The organism is Neolewinella aurantiaca (assembly GCF_008014675.1).
GTDB lineage: Bacteria > Bacteroidota > Bacteroidia > Chitinophagales > Saprospiraceae > Neolewinella > Neolewinella aurantiaca.
Map to the genome: position 1 here is coordinate 24665 of NZ_VOXD01000026.1, position 17069 is coordinate 41733.

Genomic DNA, 17069 nt, shown 5'->3' on the forward strand with positions numbered 1-17069 from the left:
CCCGGGCTTGCAGTCAGTCAGTGCGCAGCCCGTTTGGTTACCTGACTATTTGAATACCTGATCGTTCGACTTTTTTGACTTTAGACTAATGGAGGAAATTACATACATCAACGAGCACCTCGGCCCGCGCCATATTGGCCATTTTGCCCTGCTGCTCGCGTTTTTTGCCGCGATTCTCGGTATGGTCAGCTACTTTATGGCCACCCACCACCGGGCCGAAAAGCTCCGTAGTGGCAAGTGGCAGCGCCTGGGGCAGTTGAGTTTCCTCTTCCACGGCGCAGCCGTGTTTACCGTAATTGGTTGCATCTTTTACGCGATGCTCAACCAGTATTACGAGTACCAGTACGTAAGCGCTCACGTAAGTGCAGACCTTCAGCAACGGTATATTTTCAGTGCATTCTGGGAAGGGCAGGAAGGTTCCTTTCTGCTGTGGATGTTCTGGCACGTCATTTTAGGCTACGTACTCATGGTTACGGCGCGCCGCTGGGAAAGCCCGGTAATGACCACGCTTTGTGCCGTTCAGGTAGTGATCGTCTCCATGGTACTGGGGGTTCATTTTGGTTTTGGTGACTGGGTGATCAAACTCGGTTCCAGCCCAATGCTACTGCTGCGCGAAACAATCAATGCCCCCATTTTCCAGCAAGCCGACTACGTTGCGCTACTGAAGGGTAACGGGCTCAACCCCAGCCTTCAGAACTACTGGATGACCATCCACCCTCCTACCCTTTTCCTGGGTTTTGCGAGCACCGTGGTACCTTTCTGCTTCGCCGTTGCCGGGCTGTGGACGGGCGAGCACAAAGCCTGGCTAAAGCCAGCTTTACGCTGGTCTTTGTTCAGCGCGGGCATCCTTGGTATCGGCATCCTGATGGGTGCAGCCTGGGCCTACGAGGCGCTCAACTTTGGCGGTTACTGGGCGTGGGATCCGGTTGAGAACACAAGCCTTGTACCGTGGCTTCTGCTCGTTGCCGGCCTGCACACCAACCTTGTCAGCCGGGCCACCGGCCAGGGAATCCGGGCAACCTACCTGTTCTACCTCTTCACTTTCGTGATGATCGTTTACAGTACTTTCCTCACCCGTTCGGGTATTTTGGGAGACACCTCTGTACACGCCTTCACCGAGATGGGCCTCGAAGCACAGTTGCTCTTCTTCCTCGGGTTCTTCGGGATCGGCAGTGCTGCACTCATGGTTTGGCGCTGGCGGAGCATTCCCGTTCCGGAAAAAGAAGAAAGCCTCAGCAGCCGCGAGTTCTGGATGTTCATCGGTAGCCTGGTGCTGTTGATGTCAGCCGTACTTATCACGGCTTCAACGTCGCTTCCGGTGTACAACGAAATCCGGGAATACCTCAACCCCGTTTTCGACGGCGTTACCCTCACTGACCCCGAAGCGCACCACAACCGCTTCCAGATCTGGATCGGTATCTTCGTCGGTATTCTTTCCGGAATTGCTCACTTTTTGCGGTGGCGCGAGAAAGACTTCTCGAAGCACTCACGGTCTTTCCTGTTGCACACACTGGGCGCGGTCGCAGGTGCAGTGGTTTGTTCATGGCTAACCCTCCTCTGGATCGATGCCGGCCCGTGGCAGTTCAAGCTTATGCTCTTCAGCGGCTGGTTTGCCATCTGGACGAATGTGGACTACCTCATTCGGTTTGCTTTCAAAGACGTCAAGGTTTTCGGTTCCGGACTGAGCCACATCGGCTTCGGTCTGATGCTGCTCGGCATTCTTGCCTCCGGAGCAAACAAGCGTGTTATCTCCCAGAATCAGTTCCTGATGGAAGGCCTCAGCGACGACGAAGAACTCGAGCGTACCACCGTCATCCTGATCAAGGACGAGCCCATGGTGATGGAAAACTACGAACTCACCCTGCGGGGAGACACCATCGATGGCTTTAACCGCACCTATTTCGTAGACTATAAGCGCAAAGACGCCGCCGGGCGGGTTGTCGAAGAATTCCAACTCGAGCCAAACCTCCTTTACGACAAGACTTTCGAGAAGATCGCAATCACCAACCCCAGTACCAAACACTATTGGGACAAAGACATCTTCACCGTAATCATGAGTCTTCCGCTGGAAGAGCAAAGCCTCGAGGAAAAACGCAAAAAAGAAGACAGCCTGAAGTACCACGTCGTTTCACTCACGCCCGGTGAAATGATCGACTTCAAGGACACCCTGAAGATCAGTCAGCCAGACACCTTCATGGTACGTGACTATCGGGTATCGCTCGAGAATTTCGCGAGAGTACCTGTCCACCCTGATTATGAGCCCGAACCGAAAGACATCGGCGTGAGCGCTACGGTGGCCATCTCCCGCGGAAAAGCAGACACGGTTTACCGCGAGCAAATCGCTCTGGTTCTGCGCGAGGGTCTTCTTTACCACTACCCCGCTCAGATCAACGAAATCAGCACACGCCTGAAGATCGACGAGGACATCTTTGAGCAACTCCTTACTCCCGAGGACCAGCTCGACTACAAAGAGTTCGTTGTTAAGCCCGGAAGTTCGTTCAGGCTGGGCGACAAGGAACTTACCTTCCGCAACTTCAAGCCTCAGCCTGAGGTAGACCACTATTTGCCGCAGGAAGGCGACATTGCGGTAAGCGCCCAGCTGGACATCACCGACGCAGCGGGTAATACCGGAACGATGGAGCCTGTCTTCATTATTCGCGACAAAACCCCCAGCCGCATTCGCGACGAGCACCGCGAGTTCGGCCTGTTCTCTAATCTGGTGAACCTCAACCCCGAGACGAGCGAAGCGACGTTGCTTATCGCTCAAGCACCTCCGCGTGATGCTGTTCGGGTTCCTATTGCTGTTGCGACCAAGAGCTCCCGCTCCGATTGGCTGGCCCTTCAGGCCATTGAGTTTCCGGGTATCAACCTGTTCTGGATTGGCTGCATCTCAATGATGATGGGGCTGCTGATTTCGATGGTGCTGCGGTTGCGGATGCGGTAGCTCAGGTTTGTCGCAGCCACCAGACCCGAAGGCAGCCTTCGCCCGCCCCACGTACGTCGCAGCCGGAGGCTGCTCTTACCGCTCGCGCTCGGAGAGCGTACTGACCAAGTTCAGCACCACTTTGGCTTTGCCGCAATCACCCGCGCGTACACCGGACACTCAGGGTCGTGCGCCCCTGGCAAGTACCCCGTGCTCATCAGGAACTCATTCGTGATCTCCCCTCCGGTAAATTTGAAGTTTTTTTTGAACAGCTTTACCCACTCGTCTTTCTTCAGCGGGTGCTGGTGGTCCAGCCAGGCTTTGAAGCTACCGAATTCCGCCTGAAGGCCAAGAATAACGTTAGCGTTATGAATGGCCGCATTCACCTTTAGCTTGTTACGGATGATGCCTGCATCAGACAAGAGGCGCTGACGGTCTTCCTCCGTGAAGTTAGCAACGGCTTTAATGTCGTAGCCAGCGTAAGCTACCCTGAAGTTATCCTGTTTGTTGAGGATGGTGAGCCAGCTTAGTCCTGCTTGGTTGATTTCCAGGAGGAGCCTGCCGAAGAGTTCGTTATCATCTTCGATGGGGAAGCCATACTCAAAGTCGTGGTATTTGCGGTGAACGTGGTCATCCGCCAGGGCTGGCATTAAAGCGCAGTAGCTGTTTTCCATAGTGCCGTAAAAGTAAGAAGCCCCGCTGACCAGGTGGTCAGCGGGGCTTCAACGTTATGTTGTTAGCCGGAGAACTAAGCTTCCTTTTCTTCAGCGGGAGCTTCTCCTTCTCCTTTAGCCTCAGCCATAGCGGCATCAAGCTCAGAAGTAGCGGATGGCTCAGCGGGAGCTTCAGCTTCAGCACCTTCAGCAGCAGCTTCTTCAGCTACTGGCTCGGGCTCCGGAGCTTTGATTTCAGGAACTTTACCGGAAAGATCACGGTGGAACTTAGCGGTTTTCTGCGCCTCTGCCTCACGGCGAGCGGCTACTTTACCCTCTTTAGCTTCGATCCACTCCTCAAACTTCTTGGAAGCTTCTTCGCGGCTCAGGGCGCCCTTCTCAACACCACGCATGAGGTGCTTGAAGTACATTACACCCTTGAAACGGAGGATGGCGCGAACGGTATCAGAAGGCTGCGCGCCTTTCACGATCCATTTGTAAGCGGCCATGCGGTCCAGCTCGATAGTGGCGGGTACGGTCATTGGGTTGTAAGTACCGAGTTTCTCGATGAACTTACCATCGCGGGGAGCGCGCGCATCGGCGGCTACGATGTGGTAAAAAGGGCGTTTGCGCCGACCGTGGCGCTGAAGACGAAGACGTACTGGCATAATGACAAATTATCTTGGTTAGTTAAGTACCGACTTACTCCCAAAAGTATGGGGCGGCCGGTTTTGTCGATTTGAGCACGCAAAGATAAGGCTTTTTTATTTACTGGAGAAGTTTTTACAGTCCAATGAAAACTTGAGCTAAAGCGATCTCCTTTATTTCGGAGCAAAGTGCCTCCCTAGTTGAAACCCGATTATCATGAACATCAAAGCTCCAACGACAATACAGGCCCTCCAGAATTCGATGTGGTTAGTTATCCCTGTTGTAGGATCTAATGGGGTGGCCCCGAAATAGAACGCGGCTCCTCCGGCAAATAATAAGGGAGCTATAAAACCTAAATTCTTTTTTGCCCTTGACATCTCCATAGTTCGCTTTCCTGGCAATTTACAACACTTTTCTTGCTAATCCAACAACTCACTTACCACCGCCCCACCAATTGCTAAGCTAGCCGTAGCCGCCGGGCTCGGCGCATTCGCCACGTTCACCAGCCGGTCGCCTTTATAGAACAGAAAGTCGTCGATCATTTCACCTTTAGGGCCGACGGCCATGGCGCGGACACCCGCGCCGCCGGTGGTAAGGTCAGATAATTGAAGGTCCGGCATAAGTGGCAAAAGACTATCCAGAAAAGCTTGTTTGCTGAAGCTACGGTGTAACTCCTTCGCGCCCTTGCGCCAGTATTTGCGCGCCAGGGCCTGAAAGCCGGAGTACTTGACCGTCTCCGCCAGCTCGCGAAGGTTTACGGTCTTATTATTATAGCCTTCGCGGGCGAAGGCGAGTACGGCGTTGGGGCCGGCCTCTACCCTACCGTCAATCATCGGCGTCAGGTGGACGCCAAGGAAGGGGAAAGCGGGGTCCGGAACGGGGTAAATCAGGTGGTTTACTTTACTGGCCGCAGCAGAACCCAATTCATAGTACTCTCCGCGAAAGGGAAGGATTTGCACTGCTGGTTGGTGACCGGTCATCTTCGTCAGCAGGTCGGATTGCAGGCCGCCGCAGTTGACAAGGTGGGTGGCGCGGAGTTCCCCGGCGGAAGTCCTTAATATATAGGTTTTGCCCTCTTGTTGGCAGCCGAGGACTTCGGTACGGAGCTGTACTACCCCGCCCCGGCTTTCGATACGGGCGCGGTAAGCTTCGCTAACGGCGGAGTAACCGATAATGCCGGCCTGCGGCACCCAAAGGGCGGCGATGCCCCCGGTGTGGGGACTGCGTTCGCGCATTTCGGCGCCGCTCATCCACTGCAAATTGGTGAGACCGTTGGCGGTGCCGCGTTCGTGAATTTTCCTGAGGCCGGGTAGCTCGGCTTCGTTGGTGGCGACGATGAACTTGCCGGTGAGTTTATAAGGGATGTTCTCTTCGTCGCAAAAATCCAGCAGCTCGCGGTAGCCCTGTACGCAAAGCCGGGCGCGCGTGCCGCCGGGCGGATAGTAAACACCAGAATGAATTACACCAGAGTTGTGCCCGGTCTGATGCGCAGCGGCGCGGTCAGCTTTATCGACAACGATGATCTTCCAGTCGGGGCGGCGTTCCTGAAGCTTAAGAGCGGTGGCAAGGCCGACGGCTCCGGCTCCGGTAATGAGGGCATCGTAGGTCATGACAGTTTTTTGGGGCGGCGGCGCGCGGGTGCAGGGAAAGGTTTCAACTCGGTCTCTAAACTCGACAGGCGAACTTTTTTGCTTCTCAGGTTGAGTAAATGACTCGTGCGGCAGTATCTAAACAGGCACTGACAATTTATCCAAATCTTCATAAGCAAAAAAGAATTCGACTGGCGAGGTTAACACAAAGAAAACCTCGACCAGAGCATCAAAGGTACAACGTCCCTAAAACCTCCCCTTGCACCTGCGGTCGCGCCAAAATTGCACCACCTGAATGCCACGCCGACATATTGTCAGCCCGGCACAAATGGCACGACCTTCGCACCTACCAACTCCGGAAGGAGGCATTAGTCCACTTTCTCATGGTTTTCGGATACTGGAAGCCAATCCAAGTCTAATTAACCAAACTTAAATATTCATCATATGAAGCCGACCAGCGATCGTGTCGTAATTAAATCAGCCCCCGCCGAAGAGAAAACAAGCGGCGGCATCATCATCCCTGATACCGCAAAAGAGAAGCCTCAACGCGGTGAAGTAATTGCCGTAGGCCCCGGTAAGAAAGACAACCCAATGACCGTATCCGTAGGTGACACCGTACTGTACGGAAAGTACGCCGGCCAGGAAGTCACCATCGATGGAAAAGACTACCTCATCATGCGTGAAGACGACATCCTCGTCGTCATCTAGTGACCGAGATTGGGCAGGCTGCTGAACCATTGCCGTTGCGCACAATACGTAAGGCACTAATTCAGCCGATCGCCAACTCAGCAACGCACTATCAACTCAACCAATAAAAAATATATAATATGTCTAAGGAAATCAGCTTTGACAGAATCGCGCGGGAGAAACTCCACGCCGGTGTAGACGCTCTCGCTAACGCAGTGAAAGTAACCCTCGGCCCTAAAGGTCGTAACGTAGTTATCCAGAAATCCTTCGGTGCCCCACAGGTAACCAAAGATGGTGTAACCGTTGCAAAAGAGATCGAACTCGAAGATCCGGTTGCCAACATGGGCGCTCAGATGGTGAAAGAGGTAGCCTCTAAAACCGCTGACATCGCAGGTGACGGAACAACTACCGCCACCGTTCTGGCTCAGGCTATGATCCAGGCCGGACTCAAAAACGTAACCGCCGGTGCCAACCCAATGGACCTCAAGCGCGGTATCGATAAAGCCACCAAGCTGGTCATCGAGCACCTCAAAAGCCAGAGCGAAGTAGTTGGAAACGACTTCGGTAAAATCGAGCAGGTTGCTTCTATTTCTGCCAACAACGACAACGAAATCGGTGCCCTCATCGCCGACGCGATGAAGCGTGTTTCTAAAGACGGTGTAATCACCGTTGAAGAAGCTAAAGGAACCGATACTTACGTTGAGGAAGTGATGGGTATGCAGTTCGACCGTGGCTACCTCAGCCCTTACTTTGTGACCGATGCCGAAAGCATGACCACCGAGTACGAGAACCCGTACATCCTGATCCACGACAAGAAGATCAGCAACATGCAGGACATTCTGCCGATCCTCGAGCAGGTAATCCAGAGCGGTCGCCCTCTGCTCATCATCGCTGAAGACATCGAAAGCCAGGCCCTCGGCGTACTGGTGGTAAACCGCCTGCGCGCCCAGCTGAAAGTAGTTGCCGTTAAGGCTCCTGGTTTCGGTGACCGCCGTAAAGCGATGCTCGAAGACATCGCCATCCTTACCGGTGGTACTGTAATCAGCGAAGAGAAAGGCTACAAACTCGACCAGACCACCATGGACCTCCTCGGTACCGCCGAGAAGATCACCGTTGACAAAGACAACACCACCATCGTAAACGGTGCCGGTGCTGACGAAACCATCAATGGCCGCATTGGTCAGATCAAGCAACAGATCGAAACCACCACCAGCGACTACGACCGTGAGAAGCTGCAGGAGCGTCTGGCCAAGCTGGCCGGCGGTGTTGCCGTACTCTACGTTGGTGCTGCTACCGAGGTGGAAATGAAAGAGAAGAAGGACCGCGTTGATGACGCCCTCCACGCTACCCGTGCCGCCGTTGAGGAAGGCATCGTAGCCGGTGGTGGTGTTGCGCTCGTGCGCGCCATCGAAGCGCTCAAAGACGTAAAAGGTGAGAACGAGGACCAGACCATCGGTATCCAGATCGTACGCAAGGCAATGGAAGCTCCGATCCGGACCATCTCCGACAACGCCGGCGTTGAAGGCTCTATCGTACTGGACAAAGTAATCAACGGTGAAGGCCATAGCTTCGGCTACAACGCCCGTACCGATGTTTACGAAGACCTCAAGAAGGCTGGTGTCATTGACCCAACCAAGGTAACCCGCATTGCGCTCGAGAACGCAGCGTCTATCTCCGGCATGGTATTGACGACCGAATGTGTCATCAACGATAAGCCCGAAGCTGAAGCTCCGATGGGTGGCCACAGCCACGGTGGCGGCATGCCCGGCGGCATGGGCGGCATGATGTAAACGACTCCGTTCGTTAGCAATATGGTCTGGTTCTTCGGAGCCGGCACCGTTCAGGGAGCACCCCGGTCAGCAGTTGTTGGCCGGGGTGTTCTGCCTTGGGCTGATGTTACACCCCAAAAATTTCACCGATCCGTAACTTTCCGCCCTAAAATCTAAACACTCTACCCACTTTCAGTCTTTAGTGAAAGCTATGCAATTACAAGAAGGAAAAGAACGATTCATTGAAGCCTGGGGCACACTTGGCAGCAGTTGGGGGGTAACCCGCACAATGGCCCAGATTCATGCGCTTTTGCTCGTCTCTACCACTCCCCTCAGTTCTGATGACGTAATGGAGAAACTGCAAATCAGCAGGGGTAACGTGAACACCAATATGCGGATGCTGGTAGACTGGACGCTGGCACACAAGAAGCTCATCCCCGGTGAACGCAAAGAATTCTTCGTTGCCGAGAAAGACATGTCTAAAGTTGTGAAGAGCATCGTCATCGCCCGTAAAAAACGGGAGCTTGAACCGATGCTTCGTTTGCTGGACGACCTCACCGAAGTTGAAGGCAAAGACGAGGAAGCCGAAGGCTTCCGTCACGTAGTCAAGGACCTCAAACTCTACAGCGACAAAGCCGACAGCGCGCTCGACGCGCTGATTAAAGTGGACAGCAACTGGTTCTTTTCTACCTTTTTGAAGATGTTGAAATAGCTACTTCCAGCCCATGTGACTAACAAAAGCTTTCCTTCTGCTACGAGCCAACGGGATTTCATCCCCGTTTCTGAGAATTACGCAGTAATTCCCTTGCTGGTCGCGTGCACGTACCCCGGCAACGTACTTCGAGTTGACGAGGTAACTCTGGTGGATGCGGTAAAAAGAGGGGGAATCGAGCAGGCGTTCGTAGTGCGCAAGGTTTCGGGACACCAGCACATTTTCTTTCCCGTAGTAAAAGGTGGTATAGTTCCTGTCTCCGGCCATGTATCTTATCTCATCGTGGTGAAGAACGATCATCTTCTCCTTCGTAGTTAGAAAAATACGATTATCGAATTCGGATGGGGCATCGAACTGGAGATTCGATCTTCGGATGGCTTGCTGGAGCAATTCCGGATCAACAGGCTTGAGCAGGTAATGAATCGCTTCGGTCTGGAATGCTTCGACGGCGTATTTATCGTACGCCGTTACAAAGATTATGTTGGGGCAGTAGCGGCTAATCTGCTTTGCTACGTCGATCCCGCTTTCACCGTTCAACTGAATATCCACGAAGGCGAAGTCGAACTTTCGGCTGCTCACCATTTTGAGGGCTTCCTCGCCATCTTCGGCCTCCAACATCAGGGAAATTTCCGGGCAAAAAAGCTCCAGCAATTTCCGCATCACGTTGCGGGCATCGGCTTCATCATCAATTACCAGTGCATTATACATTGTGTTTCAATTTTAAACTCCTCCCCTGTTTGGGGTGACACAATTGTGCCTTTCTGTAATTTGGTGTTTCAGCGATCCGGCTTCCTCATTGTTTCCAGCGGCGCGGACGCAGGTGCAGTGGTGGTTAATGGGCAAATGAACAGCGTAACCCGGGTACCCTGCAGGCTCCCATCTTCCGACAGGAGTGACTCTATCTCCATACCGGAGGTATGGCTTCGCCCCCGGCCCAGCATTTTAAGACGCCGGCGGGTTATGTCCATTCCTAAAGATTCAGCCTTATCGGCTTCAGCGGGCTCATAGCCCTTGCCATTGTCCTCGATTACTACCATTAGTTGTTCTGCTGTCCCGGTGAAATGTACCGATATTTTGCCACCTTCCTTTTTGCCCTGAAGGCCATGAATGATCGCGTTCTCCACAAAAGGCTGGATTAGTAGCGGTGGCAGCACGATGTTCTCCTTGGGCAACGATGGATCTATCTCCAGGGTATACGTGAACCCTTCCTTGAAGCGTAGCTTCTCGAGGCCCAGATAGGTTTCCAGCATCATCTGCTCTTCACCAAGGTGGTGCCGCCCGTCGACCGAGGAGCGCAACGTCTGCCGGATCACCCGCGCAAAACGCGACAGGTAAGTGGCGGCCTGCTTTGCGTCGTTTTCAAGGACAAAGTTTTGGATAGAATTCAAAGCGTTGAATACGAAGTGGGGATTCATTTGGGCATGAAGTGCAGCATGCTCCAGTTTCGTGATCTGAAAAAGCAGGTCTTGCTCTCTTCTCCTACGCTGCTCCCGGAACAGAAAGTATGCGCTCAACCCTGCACCCGCCAGCAGAATAGCCCCCAAAATAGCCCAGGTCGTCTCATACCACGGAGTAGCAACCCTGATGTCCCTGATCACGCCGGGGCTCCAGATGCCGTCCTGGTTCCGGCTTTGTACTTCGAAACGATAAGTGCCGGGACTCAGGTTGGGATAATTCACGGTTCTTTCATTGCTGTACTGCCAGTTCGCAGCGTCATTCAAACGGTACCGGTACAGCACTTCATCGCCCAGTACGAAGTTGATGGTTCCAAAACTGATGCTCACATCCTGGGGCCCCGAGGGCAGGTCATATACGTTAGTGTCCGGCAGAGGCTTCCCGTTAAGCATAACGGTACGGATCACGGGCCGGGAAGACTGACTTATCAGCGGAGGCTCGTTGAACCGCACTACCCCGGCGCTGGTTGCCAGCCACACTTCTTCCCCGTAGGTATCTGTTTGGTACACCTCGTTAGTGGGTAATCCGTGTTCCGGCCGGAAGGTACGAAGCTGATACTTGCCCCCATCTTCCGGAATGTAGAGTTTGCTCAGTCCGTTCAGAGAGCTTACCCATATAACGCCCGAATCATCTATGTGAACATGACGAATCATATCCGAAGCTAATCCGTTACTTTCCCTAATGAAGTAGGTCGTATCAGGGCTGACATAAATCAGCCCGTCTCCTCTGGTGCCGAACAACAAATCGTCGTTGCCCAGCCCTTTAATGGCTACCACCCGTTTAGACAGTTCGGGAATCCCCAGATTATTCGGAACGAGGCTACCGTCCTCTCTTTGTTCCATAAGTCCGCTTAAGGTCCCAACTAACGGTCTTCCGTCAGGATGCAGACCGTATACATGAGCGTTGCCGGGCAACACTCCGAATTCTGATTGCTCTTCGATGATTTCCTCCAGGTCCATATTGAGCACTACGAGGCCGGAAATATTAGAGCCAAAAATTTTGCGTGTATTTCCACCGCCTGGCTCATTAAAATTCTTGATCAGTAAAGGTCTTCCGGATTTGAAGTAAAACTTCTTGACGTCAGCCGCCCTCAGCTTCCTCCCTTCAGCCACAGGATGCTCAAATGCATAGTATGGTGTCAGCATCAGGGAGCTTATCGGATCGTAATGTAAATCAAAGAGGCGCCCCGGGGCGGTAAGCTCAGCATCCTCTACCCGAGCGAGCTGCTCGTCATTCTTGCTGTAGTGGAAAAAGCCTCCGTTGCTATAACCGACGTAAAAATCTTCGGGGCCGGTTGCTGCGATGGCTATAGCCTTATTATTGTCGGTTGCATCTTCTCTTTTGTACAGTAATTGTTTAGGATACGGACAGTAGAAAATGCCAGCATCAAGGCTGGTGACCCAGAATCCTCCGTTTTTGTCTATAATAGCCGACGACAAAGACCGCCCCACCAGCTGCTGAGAAAAACGGGGAGACGCTCCTCCTTTTCGGAAGTCGATTCCCAACAGTCCGCCACCCCGATCCAGAAGCCCCCAATAAGTGTCAGGATAAAAACCAGGCATGAAATAATTCAACCCGTTTGAAGAAATGACGAATTCATGCTTTGTCTTTCCAGCAGCATCCAGTGCGTACAATTTCCGAACACACGAAATCAGGTATTCCTTGCGCCCTCCTTCATCTACGAATGCTCCGGAGAAGTAACTTCTGTGAGCGTGTAGCTTTTCAGACTGAATGGTCCCGATCCGTTTACTTGCGTATGGATCGATTATACTCACGCGGGTACTGTCACGGACCCTTGAAACAGGGCTCTGGTAGAAAGCATGGGGTGGTGAGGTAGTGTTTTGGTTTTTTTTCCCTTCGCGTTCGTACAGATAAACATCATTGCTTTCAGGGGTTACCAGCCATTCTGTAGTCCCGGAAGAATCCAGCTTGAGGAGGCCGGCATTTTTGAAGCTGACAATAAATTTTTTCTCCGGGGTTACATCAACCAGCACTCCGAGATGCTTAGACTTTTTGATGTGCTCAAGAACATTGTTGTGCTCAAAGGGATGGAAAGCACCGTGCTCGAAGAAGTAAATACCTCCGGAGTAAGTAGATATCCAGATTTTGCCGTCATCGGCTTCAACGATGCCAAAAATCACCATGTCTTCAAGGCCATCATCGGCGTCGAAAACTTCGAATTCGTAGCCATCAAAACGTGCGACGCCGTTGTCTGTCCCGATCCAGAGGTAACCAGACCGGTCTTCGAGGATAGTATAGGTTTCGGAGCTTGGTAAGCCCTGGTCTGTATTATACTGTCTGAAAACAAGTTGGGCGGGTTGTGCACTAAGGCACCTTCCCGCCCAACAAAAAGTGAGAGACAACATGAACAAGACAAATGAGCGTTCGTAGAAAGTCATAATGGTTCGTATCCGTTATTCATCTGTTACGAACAAAAGTAGTTGTTAATAAGGCTAAGGTAGAACACAGCCGCAGGGCTAATACTAAAGGCTTTTAGGCGTTCCCCCGAACACCTGAGGCAGATGTTCGGGAAGAAATTCGGGTTTAATATTTGAGTCGTAATAATTCTTAAGCTAAAATGTAAATATGCCTGATGTTGGCAGTTAATAGGGTTCTGGGTACAAATATGTCCCTTCCACTTACCCTACACAACGCCAATTGAAATTCGGCAGAAGTGAATGCAGATTCGACAGAGAAATCTTCCTGATGAAGACAAAGAGCTCCCAGAAACGATATTACAGGAGTGTCCGTCCTGCTTTTTCAACTTCACCCTGCACCTGCGACCGCGCCCTGGCAACTGCCAACGATAAAAAACTTTCGGCTGGTTGCTGATTCTCATTTTGAGGGAAAATCCGAATAAAATACGCCACCCGCTAACTAGACGAAATCTAAACAAAGAATTACAAACTTTCCCTTCTAAACCCTTTAGTTAGTCTGCGCTTTAACTGTTAAGTTTGCCCCGATTAGTAAAAACTTCACTATATGAATACTTGGTTAGGCCGATTTCTCACTTCCAGTATCGGCAAGAAAGTGGTAATGGCCCTCACGGGGTTGTTTCTGATCAGCTTTCTGGCTGTTCACCTGGTAGGTAACCTTCAGCTTTTGGCGAGCGATGGAGGCCAGGCCTTTAATGAATACGCCTATTTTATGACGCACAATCCGTTGATTAAGTTCACCAGTTACGGGTTGTACGCCTTCATTCTCATTCACGCGATTCAGGGTATTGCCCTGTGGCTAAAGAACAGAGCCGCGCGTGGCAGCCAGGGTTATGCCGTAAAGGTTAACCGTACGGCAGGTGCCAGCAAGGCATCGGTACGAATGGGTGCATTAGGCACGATCATTCTTCTCTTCATCCTCCTCCACATGTACCAGTTCTGGCTTCAGATGAAGCTTGGAAACACGGCAATGGTCGGTTACGATGGCGGAGAGCAGGTAAAAGATCTCTACACGCTCGTAATGGGCGTTTACGCGAACCCCGTTTTTGTCGGTATTTACGTGATCAGCATGATCGTCATCGGCTTCCACCTATGGCACGGCTTTGAGTCGGCTTTCCAGACGCTGGGCCTTAACCACCCGAAGTGGACGCCCCTGATCAAGCTTGTAGGCCGGGCATACAGTGTCCTTGTTCCGCTTGGCTTTGCGATCATTCCGATCTGGATGTACCTCGCGCAACAGTAACCCATCACTTCCATTTAAAAGCAAAATCATGCCATTCCAATCCAACGTACCGCCCGGAGAACTCGGCGAAAAGTGGACCAAATACCGGTCGTCGATGCCGCTGGTGGCGCCTAACAACAAGCGCCGCATTGAAGTGATCATCGTAGGTACCGGCCTGGCCGGCGGCGCTGCCGCTGCCACCCTTGGCGAGCTGGGCTATAAAGTAAAGGTTTTCACCTTTCACGACAGCCCCCGCCGCGCGCACTCAATTGCCGCTCAGGGCGGAATCAACGCCGCTAAAAACTACCAAAACGACGGTGACTCTGTCTACCGTCTCTTTTACGATACCATTAAAGGCGGCGATTACCGCAGCCGGGAAGCCAACGTTCACCGTTTGGCCGAGGTATCGGTTAATATCATCGACCAGGCTGTTGCCCAGGGTGTTCCTTTCGCCCGTGAGTACGGTGGCCTGCTCGCCAACCGCTCCTTCGGTGGTGTACAGGTAAGCCGGACGTTCTACGCCCGTGGCCAAACCGGACAGCAGCTGCTGCTCGGTGCCTACCAGAGCCTCAGCCGCCAGGTAAGTCTCGGTAACGTAGAGATGTTTAACCGCCACGAAATGGTGGATGTGGTGAAGATCGACGGCAAAGCCCGTGGCATCATCGCCCGGAACCTGCTTACCGGTGAACTCGAACGCCACGGTGCACATGCAGTAGTACTCGGTACCGGTGGTTACGGTAACGTATTCTACCTGAGTACGAACGCCATGAACTCCAACTGTTCGGCTGCCTGGCGCTCCGTAAAGAAGGGAGCTTACATGGCCAACCCTTGTTTCACACAGATTCACCCCACCTGTATCCCGGTTTCCGGCGAGTACCAGTCTAAGCTTACCCTTATGTCTGAGTCACTCCGTAACGATGGTCGGGTTTGGGTTCCCAAATCGGTCGCTGACGCTGAAGCCATCCGTGCCGGTAAAAAGACCGGTCGTGACCTTCCCGAAGAGGCACGTGACTACTACCTCGAGCGCCGCTACCCTGCTTTCGGTAACCTCGTACCACGCGACGTGGCCAGCCGGGCCGCTAAAACAGCCTGCGACGAAGGTAAAGGCGTAAGCCCTACCGGCCTTGCGGTTTACCTCGACTTCGCCGACGCCATCCAGCGTTACGGCCGCAGCCGCGCTACTACCCTCAACGAGCACAACGCTTCTGATGCACGCATCAAAGAGTTGGGTACCGCCGTTATCGAAGAAAAGTACGGTAACCTCTTCGAGATGTACGAAAAGATCACGGGCGAAAACCCGTACGTGATGCCGATGAAGATTTACCCTGCCGTTCACTACACAATGGGTGGCCTCTGGGTAGATTACAACCTGCAAACCAACATCCCCGGTCTCTTCGCCGCAGGCGAAGCCAACTTCTCTGATCACGGAGCCAACCGTCTCGGTGCCTCCGCCCTGATGCAGGGTCTGGCCGACGGGTACTTCGTTCTTCCCTACACCATCGGTACTTTCCTGGCCAACGAAATTCGTACGCCGACGATCGACCCCAACGGTGCAGAATTCATGAAAGCTGAGAAAGAGGTTGCTGACCGGATTTCGATGATCATGAACGTGAAAGGCAAGCAATCCGTGGAAAGCTTCCACCGTCGCCTCGGTAAGCTGATGTGGGAATACTGTGGCATGGCCCGTAACGCAGAAGGCCTTACCAAAGGACGCGCCGGCATCCGTGCGCTCCGCGAAGAATTCTACAAGGACGTATTTGTTCCGGGAACCGCCGACGAGTACAACCCTGAACTGGAGAAGGCTCTGCGCGTTGCAGACTTCCTTGAACTGGGTGAACTGATGATGCTAGACGCTAAGGACCGCGAAGAATCCTGTGGTGGCCACTTCCGTGAGGAGTACCAGACAGAAGATGGCGAGGCACTTCGTCGCGACAAAGAGTTCGCCTACGTTTCTGCATGGGAATGGGACGACAACGATCCGAAACTTCACAAAGAAGAACTCAACTTCGAGAACGTGGAACTCAAGACCCGTTCGTACAAATAATTCACCGCCGGTTCGATACCGGATCTGACACCTGCGTCGGGCAATATGGCGCGAACGCAGGTGCAAAACAAGGTCCGGTGGAGAGCAGGGTTCAAAAAACCAAGAAATTATGAGCGCTGACAACATGAAGCTCACCCTTAAAATCTGGCGGCAGAAAAGTGCAAACGCCAAAGGTCACTTCGACACCCACACGCTCGAGGGCGTTACCTCTCACATGTCCTTCCTGGAGATGCTGGATGTTCTCAACGAGCAGATCATCAACGAGCAAAAGGAGCCCGTTGCTTTCGAGCACGATTGCCGCGAGGGCATTTGCGGTACCTGTAGCCTCGTGATCAATGGCTACCCCCACGGCCCACAACAAGGAACCACCACTTGCCAATTGCACATGCGGCACTTCAACGACGGTGATACCATCACCATCGAGCCCTGGCGCTCTTCGGCTTTCCCCGTCGTGAAGGACCTCGTTGTAAACCGTGATGCATTCGATCGTATCATCCAGGCTGGTGGTTACATTTCCGCCAATACTGGCCAGGCACAGGATGGGAATGCTATTCCGATCGAGAAAGACCAGGCTAACGAAGCAATGGACGCAGCGACCTGTATCGGCTGTGGTGCATGTGTTGCTGCCTGCCCTAACGCATCGGCAATGCTGTTCACTTCCGCAAAAGTGAGCCATCTTGCTCTTATGCCACAAGGTGAAGTAGAGGCCAGCCAGCGGGCTATCCGGATGGTGGAACAACACGACGCCGAAGGTTTTGGCCGTTGCTCCAACATCACTGCCTGTGAAGCTGAATGTCCGAAAGAAATTTCCGTCGAGCACATCGCCCGCCTGAACCGGGAATACCTTTCTGCTTCCGTTGGATCAAAAAAATAATCAGTTCTAAACCACTGGTTGTTTATACGGAAAGACTTTTCCTTTTCAAGAGTCATTC

The 17069-nt window shown here is 52.8% G+C and carries 12 protein-coding genes; 7 read left to right on the top strand and 5 right to left on the bottom strand.

What is annotated here, in order from left to right; translation table 11 throughout:
• Window positions 1-88: 88 nt before the first annotated feature.
• Complete coding sequence (gene ccsA, locus FUA23_RS15910) at window positions 89-2944, top strand: cytochrome c biogenesis protein CcsA (protein ID WP_147931749.1); 2856 nt, start codon at window positions 89-91, stop codon at window positions 2942-2944.
• A 110-nt stretch (window positions 2945-3054) separates the two neighbouring features.
• On the opposite strand, the gene FUA23_RS15915 is transcribed toward ccsA, so the two are convergent.
• From FUA23_RS15915 to lhgO, 3 genes are all read right to left on the bottom strand, one after another.
• Window positions 3055-3597 (bottom strand): DNA-3-methyladenine glycosylase I, encoded by a 543-nt coding sequence (locus tag FUA23_RS15915; RefSeq protein ID WP_147931750.1) that lies wholly within the window; start codon window positions 3595-3597, stop codon window positions 3055-3057.
• 74 nt (window positions 3598-3671) lie between these two features.
• Entirely contained in the window at window positions 3672-4244 is a 573-nt protein-coding gene (gene rpsP / locus FUA23_RS23155) for a 30S ribosomal protein S16 (protein ID WP_147931751.1), read from the bottom strand.
• 399 nt (window positions 4245-4643) lie between these two features.
• A complete protein-coding gene (lhgO, locus tag FUA23_RS15925) occupies window positions 4644-5834 on the bottom strand; it encodes an L-2-hydroxyglutarate oxidase (RefSeq protein WP_147931752.1) in 1191 nt (396 codons plus the stop codon).
• A gap of 423 nt (window positions 5835-6257) precedes the next feature.
• On the opposite strand from lhgO, the gene FUA23_RS15930 reads away from it, so the two are divergent.
• The 3 genes from FUA23_RS15930 to FUA23_RS15940 all read left to right on the top strand — a co-directional run bounded on the left by FUA23_RS15930 (window position 6258) and on the right by FUA23_RS15940 (window position 8981).
• Window positions 6258-6521, top strand: a complete 264-nt coding sequence (locus tag FUA23_RS15930) for a co-chaperone GroES (RefSeq protein ID WP_147931753.1) — start codon at window positions 6258-6260, stop codon at window positions 6519-6521.
• Between the two features lie 119 nt (window positions 6522-6640).
• The gene (gene groL, locus FUA23_RS15935) at window positions 6641-8290 is read left to right on the top strand and encodes a chaperonin GroEL (protein WP_147931754.1); all 1650 of its coding nucleotides are present in this window, start codon (window positions 6641-6643) and stop codon (window positions 8288-8290) included.
• A gap of 190 nt (window positions 8291-8480) precedes the next feature.
• Entirely contained in the window at window positions 8481-8981 is a 501-nt protein-coding gene (locus FUA23_RS15940; protein ID WP_147931755.1) for a GbsR/MarR family transcriptional regulator, read from the top strand.
• Here FUA23_RS15940 and FUA23_RS15945 read toward each other — a convergent pair whose 3' ends face one another.
• Window positions 8982-9689, bottom strand: coding sequence for a LytR/AlgR family response regulator transcription factor (locus FUA23_RS15945; protein WP_147931756.1), 708 nt, complete (start codon window positions 9687-9689; stop codon window positions 8982-8984).
• Window positions 9690-9757: 68 nt separating this feature from the next.
• The gene (locus tag FUA23_RS15950) at window positions 9758-12835 is read right to left on the bottom strand and encodes a sensor histidine kinase (protein WP_147931757.1); all 3078 of its coding nucleotides are present in this window, start codon (window positions 12833-12835) and stop codon (window positions 9758-9760) included.
• Between the two features lie 583 nt (window positions 12836-13418).
• On the opposite strand from FUA23_RS15950, the gene FUA23_RS15955 reads away from it, so the two are divergent.
• The 3 genes from FUA23_RS15955 (at window position 13419) to FUA23_RS15965 (ending at window position 17011) form a co-directional block, all read left to right on the top strand.
• The gene (locus tag FUA23_RS15955; protein ID WP_147931758.1) at window positions 13419-14114 is read left to right on the top strand and encodes a succinate dehydrogenase cytochrome b subunit; all 696 of its coding nucleotides are present in this window, start codon (window positions 13419-13421) and stop codon (window positions 14112-14114) included.
• 28 nt (window positions 14115-14142) lie between these two features.
• A complete protein-coding gene (locus FUA23_RS15960; protein ID WP_147931759.1) occupies window positions 14143-16137 on the top strand; it encodes a fumarate reductase/succinate dehydrogenase flavoprotein subunit in 1995 nt (664 codons plus the stop codon).
• A gap of 109 nt (window positions 16138-16246) precedes the next feature.
• Window positions 16247-17011, top strand: coding sequence for a succinate dehydrogenase/fumarate reductase iron-sulfur subunit (locus tag FUA23_RS15965; RefSeq protein ID WP_147931760.1), 765 nt, complete (start codon window positions 16247-16249; stop codon window positions 17009-17011).
• The last annotated feature ends 58 nt before the right edge of the window (window positions 17012-17069 follow it).